This is a genomic window from Pseudomonadota bacterium, assembly GCA_030775045.1.
Taxonomy (GTDB): Bacteria; Pseudomonadota; Alphaproteobacteria; order JALYJY01; family JALYJY01; genus JALYJY01.
In genome coordinates this window covers 1-6742 of the sequence record JALYJY010000095.1, presented here as the reverse complement: position 1 = coordinate 6742, position 6742 = coordinate 1, and the positions used below count along the sequence as shown (strand labels likewise).

Sequence of the window (6742 nt, the reverse complement as noted above, 5' to 3'; positions counted from 1 at the left end):
CCGCCTGGCCCTTCTTCGCCAGAACCTTCGTAATCGCCGCCGTCAGAGACGTCTTCCCGTGGTCAACGTGGCCAATCGTACCAATATTACAATGCGGCTTCGTACGCTCGAATTTTGTCTTGGTCATCTGGGTCTCACTCCATCAGGAAGCAGGTAAATTCAGGATCCTGAAAATACAGGAACAGCAGGCGTTTTCAAGACAGAACATGGAGCGGGTGAGGGGAATCGAACCCCCGTCTTCAGCTTGGAAGGCTATTGCTCTACCATTGAGCTACACCCGCAGGCACCATGTTGCAGTCAACCACAGCCGGCTTCTGTCTAGCGGGAGAAACTCACTTCATCAACAAGAAAATGGGTCTGAAACAGTCAGAAAAAAACGCCGGTGCTTTTTGGGCACCGGCGTTTTTTCAGGATGAGATCCGGACCGGTTTGTGGCCGGTCCGGTTGTCTCGATACTTAACGGAAACGGATCTCGCCACGACGGTTGGAAGGTTCGCGGACGCTGTCACCCGTGGCAATCATGGGCATGGTTTCGCCATAGGCACTGGTGACGATCCTGTTGGCAGGAACACCCCGGTCGATCAGGGCTGCCTTGACAGCAGCGGCCCGGCGTTCGGACAGCTTCTGGTTATAGGCGTTCGAACCGGATGTATCCGTGTGGCCTGATACCAGGATGCTGTTCAGCCTGCCCTTGCGGAAGTCGCTGACAACAGTATTCAGGACATCACCTGCAGCCGTGGTGACCACAGACTTGTCAAAGTCGAAGAACACCAGATAGGCCGCATCGTCCATCGGCATGACCGCCTTGTATTCCTTGCCTTTCAGGATGGCCATCAGGCTGTCCCGGCAATGGGCAATGTGGTCATACTGCCAGTTTTCTTCCTGCTGTTCGGCCCAGCAGTCGAACATGGCCTGGGCATGGGCAGCAGTTTTCGGATTCCGGTCACGGTTGCCGTCCAGATAGCCCATCAGTTGTCCGCGGGCATCTGTGAGGGCAGCCCTGTGCTGGGGCTCCAGCTGGCGCTTGCTGAGGTCATCCGGCATCACCACTTCACCTTTGGCTGCGGCGAGGCCTTTCATGGCGTATCGCATACCATCAGTGTAGTCGTACATGTCTTTCCATTCGAAATTGGCCAAGGCCTTGTATTCCTCGGTCAGGGCCTGCGTGAAGCCCGAACCGGACGGTTTTGCCCTGTTGAGGGCCTCCAGGGCGCTTTCCCCCTGGAGGGCGGCGCAGCCGCCCAGAAGGGCAAGACTGGCCATCGCAGCAAGAAGTTTTCCTGTTCTCATTGTTTCCTCCTGTAGTTTCTGAGGGAAAGGCCGCACCCGGAATGGGCGCAGCCAGCGACGGTAACAACCCATAATGGCACAAAACAGTTTACAGTGTCTGAATACAGTGTAATCAGGCAGTATCCTGCAGTCCAGAATACTTTCTACAGCCCCGATTCGTGCTTGGCAATCCCCCTTGTTGGGCATGATTCGCCCCCTGGTTGCGCTCAAGGGTGTTTTTGCGCAATATTTCCTGCAGGAAAGCCGTTTTTTGCCGGTAAAGTTAATTTTCTTGCCTGTTCCGGTGCATTTTTCCAGGATTCCTCCCATGAATATTTACCGCTTCTGTTTCCCTCTCCCTGCGGAAGAGACCTGTACGGCCCTGGCAGGCCTTATAGCGCCATTTTTGCGCGTTCCTGACGTGATTGTCCTGCGGGGGGATCTGGGAATGGGAAAAACCACCCTGGCGCGGGCCCTGATCCGCCAGCTGGTGGACCTGGAGACCGATGTACCCAGCCCCACATTTACCCTTGTCCAGACCTATGATACCCCTTCAGGGCCCCTGTGGCATTTCGACCTGTACCGGCTGTCCTCCCCCCATGAAGTGGAGGAACTGGGCTGGGAAGAAGCCCTGTCCGCGGCTATAACTCTTGTGGAGTGGCCCGAAAGGCTGGGTCCTCTTTTGCCCCGGGACAGGCTGGATATCCGCCTGTCCATGCGGGGCGAGGGGCGGCAGGCCGGTCTGGAAGGCCACGGCTCTTGGGCAGAGCGTCTCTCAACCCTTGCTTCCGGAAGGTCTTTTATTCATGAATCCTGAATTTCCGTCCGCCCGGGTATCCGGTTTTCTCGCCCGCTGTGGCCTGTCTTCCTTTGTTCCTGAGCCAATGGCCGAGGACTGTTCCACCCGCAGATACACCCGCATCAGGGCGGAAGACCGCACATACGTCCTGATGGAAACCGACAATCCGCAGGAGGATATCGGCCAGTTTGCAGCCATCGCCGGTGTGTTGCGCGCAGCAGGCCTGCGGGTGCCACAGATATTCCGGGCCGAGGTGCAGGAAGGCCTGGCGCTGGTAGAGGATTTCGGGAACGACACGTTCGGCAAGGCCATGGCCGCCGGCACGGACCCGGAAACGCTGTACCTGCTGGCCACGGACGCGCTGGTCCGTCTGCACCGGAATTTCAGACCGGACATGCTGGCCAGCATTCCGCACCCGGTCTATGACGCAGGGAATTTCATCCGCCAGGTGATGCTGTTTCCCGAAGTGGTGCCGGCCGCGCTGGGCTACAGCCTGTCACCGGCCCAGACGACGGGGTTCGAGGTCGCGTGGCGCCAGGTGCTGCCCCGGGCATTCCGTGTGCCGCAAAGCCTGATGCTGCGGGATTTCCATGCGGAGAACCTGATGCTGGTGCCGGGGACATCCGGCCCGGACTCCTGCGGTTTTCTGGATTTCGAGCTGACCGGGCAGGGGCCGGTGACCTATGACCTGGTCTCCCTGCTGGAGGATGCCCGCCGGGATGTTCCGCCGGCCCTGGCCCTGCGCATGAAGGACCACTGGCTGCATGCCTTTCCCCATGTGGATCCGGTGACTTTCGCAGAGTCATACAGTATTCTGGGGGCCATCCGGCACACGCGGATTATCGCGGTGTTCATGCGCCAGTCCGTGACCCTGGGCCGCGACCGCTATCTGCCGTATCTGCCCCGGGTCTGGGGCCAGCTGGAAAACCAGCTGCAGAAAGAAGTGCTGGCCCCCGTGCGCGCCTGGTTTGATGCCAACATCCCGACCGCATGGCGCAGGGAAATTCCGGCCCGCAAGGACAGGGCGCTGGCATGAAGGGAGTATCGCCACGCACAGCCATGGTTCTGGCGGCAGGCCTGGGAACGCGCATGCGACCCCTGACCCTGACGACCCCCAAGCCGCTGGTGCAGGTGGCCGGCACAACCCTCTTGGACCATGCGCTGGACCGGCTGTCGGCAGCGGGTGTGCAGAAAGCCGTAGTGAACACCCACTGGCTGGGCGACCAGATCGCCCGCCATGTGCAGGGCCGCCCGCAGCCTGCCGTGACCCTGTCGCCCGAGGATGTGCTGCTGGAAACCGGCGGAGGCGTGAAAAAAGCCCTGCCGGTGCTGGGACCCGATCCGTTTTTCGTTATCAATTCAGATATCCTGTGGACCGAGGGGAAAACCCCTGTCCTGGAACGCCTGGCGCAGGCCTGGGACGACACCCGCATGGATGTGCTTCTTCTTCTGGTCGCCCGGGAGAAGGCCTTTGGCCTGTCCCACAACGGGGACTATGTCATGGATGGTGAGGGTCGCCTCTCCCGCAATATGGACCGGAAAGACCAAGCGCCTTGGTACTACGCCTCCATCCAGCTGATCGCGCCCCGGGCGTATGCGGATGCGCCGGAGGGACCGTTTTCCAACCTGAAAATCTGGGACCGGGCCCAGCAGGCCGGACGCCTGTTCGGCCTCGCCCACGACGCCGCCTGGTATTCGGTGGACACACCCGCCGTGCTGGACGAAATCACCCGGCTGTTTCCGGGGAAGATTCCAGCGGCCCGCATATAGGAAAAACTTTTACGGTGTTGGAATCATAATCCTGGGCCCGGCGGTCTCCGATGCTTCCTGGGCCGCAGTCTTTTGAGGTGTTTTCGTTGCAGCAACACCATTTGCCACATTCGCACGGAATGCGGCCAGATCTGCGTCTGATGTTTTGAGGATTTCTGCTTGGGTGAAAGGAACGTTAGCCTGTCGCAGATCTTCCAGAGCCAGATTCACAAATACAAGAGAGCTTCTTGCCGACTGGGGATCGCCCCGTTCCATTCCCCTGCGGGCTTCAGTCAGCCACTGTGCAGGGATGGCCTTCAATACATCCGCACGGAATGCGTCCACATCAGCGTCTGATGTTTTCAGGATTTCTGCCTCGACGATGGTGCCGATCTTCGCGCTGTCGTCCAGGGCTCTGTCCATCAATCCAAGAGAGGATTTTGCCGCCCTGGGATCATCCCGTTCCATTTCCCTGCGGGCCTGGGCGAGCCAGTATGCAGGTCTTTTCAGAAGTTCTTCCGGCAATCTGGTGTCCATGGTTTTTTTCTTACTCGGCGCTGTGGAAAATACTGATCCATGAGTGTGTATCGCAGAATTACTTTCAGGAAGAGAAACCTGCTTTTTCCCGGGAACAGGTCATGAATTCCGTCTGTACCTCTGCGGGAGCGGATGATATTTTCAGCTCATGACCCTGTTCACCATTCCGGCCCATGTTCCTTTTGCCGATGCCCTGGCGCTGGGGCTGATGGACCAGTGCGGCCGGGATGGGCTGGCCCTGGCGGGGGTGACGGTGCTGCTGCCCACCCGCCGGTCGTGTCGTACGCTGCGGGAGGCATTCCTGCGCCACAGCGGCGGCGTAGCCACCCTGCTGCCCCGCATGTCCGCCATCGCTGACGTGGACGAGGACAGCCTGCTGCTGCAGTCGCCCGCCGCCATCAGCCTGCCCCCGGCCATCCATCCCCTGCGCCGCCGTCTGCTGCTGGCCCGGCTGGTGAAGGCACGGTCTCCGGCCCCTGATACGGTTCTGTCCGCCGAGCAGGCCCTGCAGATGGCCGACGCCCTGTGCACCCTGCTGGACGAGGTGCAGGCGGCGCGCCTGTCCTTTGACGCCCTGTCCGGCCTGGTGCCGGAGGCCCTGGCGGGCCACTGGCAGCAGACCCTGGATTTCCTGAAGCTGGTCACCGAGGCCTGGCCGAAAATCCTGGCGGAGGAAGGCTGCCTGGATCCTGCCGACCGGCGCAACCGCCTGCTGGAGGCCCAGGCACAGGTCTGGCGGCAGGAACCCCCGGCGGACCGCATTATTGCCGCCGGCATGACGGGCAGCATTCCCGCCGTAGCCGACCTGATGCAGGCTGTGGCGGGCCTGCCCGGTGGCGCGGTTGTTCTGCCCGGCCTGGACCAGGACATGGACGCAGAGGCTTGGGATGCGCTGGATGAGCAGCATCCGCAGTATGCTCTTTCACAGCTGCTGGTGCGGCTGGACACCCCGCGCAGCGCCGTGCGGCCCTGGCCTTTCCCGGCGGAGGCGCTGGGCACCGATCCGCTGGAGAAGCGCTTCAGCGCCCAGCGCCAGGCCCTGTGGCGGGAGGCTTTCCGCCCCGCAGCCCTGTCCGATGCCTGGAGCAGTCTGTCCGGACAGGCGCTGTCGGATGACCCCCGGTTTCTGGAAACGCTTCAGCGTGTGGATGCACCCACGCCGCAGGACGAGGCGCAGGCCATCGCCCTGATGATGCGCTGCGATCTGGAAGTGCCGGGTCAAACCACCGCCCTGGTGACGCCGGACCGCGATCTGGCCCGGCGGGTAGCCAGCGCCCTGACCCGCTGGGACATCCAGGTGGACGACAGCGCCGGGCAGCCCTTGGCCACCACACCCGCGGGTGTGTTCCTGAACCTTCTGGTGCAGGTGGCCGCGGAGGTCTTGGTACCTGTCCCGCTGCTGGCGCTGCTCAAGCATCCGCTGGCGTGTGGTGGCCAGTCTGCGGGTGTATTCCGCGCCCGGGTGCGGTTTCTGGAAGGCCTGGTCCTGCGCGGCCCGCGCCCCGGCCCGGGTCTGGAGGGCCTGAGGATACGATCTTCAGACATCAGTGCAGAAGAAGGCCAAAAAAAGATCCGTACTTTTGTGGACAGGCTGGAGGCCATTCTTGCGCCGTTGCTTCAGGCCATGAACGGTCCGGAGCGGCCCCTGGCGGACTGGATCAAAATCCATGTGCGCACGGCCGAAGCACTCGCAGAAACGGACAGCGAAACCGGCGCGCAACGCCTGTGGCGGCGCGAGGACGGGGAGGCGCTGGCGGAGCTGCTGGCCGCCCTGCAGGACGCTGCCCGGGATTTTCCGCCCGTGTCCGGCCAGGACTATGCGGGCCTTTTCCAGGCCCTGCTGAAGGGGGAGGAGGTGCGCCCCCGCCACGGCACCCATCCCCGGGCGTTTATCCTGGGGCCCATGGAGGCCCGCCTCCAGCACTTTGACCACATCATCCTGGGCGGCCTGAACGAGGGAACCTGGCCGGCCACAGCGGCGGCGGATCCCTGGATGTCCCGCCCCATGCGCCGGGCGGTTGGCCTGTCTTCGCCCGAATACAGAACCGGCCTTGCCGCCCACGACATCTATATGGCGGCAGGAGCGCGCCGGGTGACCCTGACCCGCGCCTGCCGGGCCGGTACTGCGCCGGCGTTGCCCTCCCGCTGGCTGCTGCGTCTGGAGACGGTGCTGAAAGGTCTGGGTCTGTCAGGCCACATGCTGTCCGCCGCGCCGTCGCTACTGGCTCATGCGGCGCAGCTGGAAAGGCCAGACAGGGTGCAGCCCATAACGGCTCCGGCTCCAGCGCCGCCTGTTGAGGCTCGCCCGCGCAGCCTGTCGGTCACCGACATCGAGACCTGGATGCGCGATCCCTATGCCGTCTATGCGCGGCATGTTCTGGGCCTGCG

7 protein-coding genes and 1 tRNA gene are annotated in these 6742 nt (G+C 62.4%); 4 read left to right on the top strand and 4 right to left on the bottom strand.

Features of this window, described 5'->3' with window-relative positions; genetic code table 11:
- From M3O22_07980 to M3O22_07970, 3 genes are all read right to left on the bottom strand, one after another.
- On the bottom strand, nucleotides 1–127 hold a 127-nt coding region (locus M3O22_07980), incomplete at its 3' end, for a GTP-binding protein (GenBank protein MDP9196682.1).
- 80 nt (nucleotides 128–207) lie between these two features.
- Nucleotides 208–281, bottom strand: a tRNA-Gly gene (locus M3O22_07975).
- Between the two features lie 175 nt (nucleotides 282–456).
- Nucleotides 457–1290 carry an OmpA family protein gene (locus M3O22_07970; GenBank protein MDP9196681.1) on the bottom strand — a complete coding sequence of 278 codons (834 nt, stop codon included), beginning with the start codon at nucleotides 1288–1290 and terminating at the stop codon, nucleotides 457–459.
- A gap of 307 nt (nucleotides 1291–1597) precedes the next feature.
- Here M3O22_07970 and tsaE point away from each other — a divergent pair, with 307 nt between their 5' ends.
- The 3 genes from tsaE to M3O22_07955 are packed head-to-tail and all read left to right on the top strand — an operon-like array spanning nucleotide 1598 to nucleotide 3838.
- Nucleotides 1598–2086 (top strand): tRNA (adenosine(37)-N6)-threonylcarbamoyltransferase complex ATPase subunit type 1 TsaE, encoded by a 489-nt coding sequence (gene tsaE, locus M3O22_07965; protein MDP9196680.1) that lies wholly within the window; start codon nucleotides 1598–1600, stop codon nucleotides 2084–2086.
- Complete coding sequence (locus M3O22_07960) at nucleotides 2076–3104, top strand: phosphotransferase (GenBank protein ID MDP9196679.1); 1029 nt, start codon at nucleotides 2076–2078, stop codon at nucleotides 3102–3104. Before tsaE ends, M3O22_07960 begins: the two co-directional genes overlap by 11 nt.
- Nucleotides 3101–3838, top strand: a complete 738-nt coding sequence (locus M3O22_07955; GenBank protein MDP9196678.1) for a nucleotidyltransferase family protein — start codon at nucleotides 3101–3103, stop codon at nucleotides 3836–3838. The genes M3O22_07960 and M3O22_07955 overlap by 4 nt, the downstream gene beginning before the upstream one ends.
- A gap of 9 nt (nucleotides 3839–3847) precedes the next feature.
- Here the strand turns inward: M3O22_07955 and M3O22_07950 are convergent, their stop codons facing one another.
- Nucleotides 3848–4354, bottom strand: coding sequence for a hypothetical protein (locus tag M3O22_07950; GenBank protein MDP9196677.1), 507 nt, complete (start codon nucleotides 4352–4354; stop codon nucleotides 3848–3850).
- Between the two features lie 148 nt (nucleotides 4355–4502).
- Here M3O22_07950 and addB point away from each other — a divergent pair.
- Nucleotides 4503–6742: double-strand break repair protein AddB (gene addB / locus M3O22_07945; protein ID MDP9196676.1), on the top strand; the 2240-nt coding region annotated here is incomplete at its 3' end.

Excerpts from the sequence above, each read along its gene's own strand:
- M3O22_07970 (MDP9196681.1), bottom strand. The coding sequence starts at position 1,290 with ATGAGAACAGGAAAACTTCTTGCTGCGATGGCCAGTCTTGCCCTTCTG.
- tsaE (MDP9196680.1), top strand. The coding sequence starts at position 1,598 with ATGAATATTTACCGCTTCTGTTTCCCTCTCCCTGCGGAAGAGACCTGT.
- M3O22_07960 (MDP9196679.1), top strand. The coding sequence starts at position 2,076 with ATGAATCCTGAATTTCCGTCCGCCCGGGTATCCGGTTTTCTCGCCCGC.
- M3O22_07955 (MDP9196678.1), top strand. The coding sequence starts at position 3,101 with ATGAAGGGAGTATCGCCACGCACAGCCATGGTTCTGGCGGCAGGCCTG.
- M3O22_07950 (MDP9196677.1), bottom strand. The coding sequence starts at position 4,354 with ATGGACACCAGATTGCCGGAAGAACTTCTGAAAAGACCTGCATACTGG.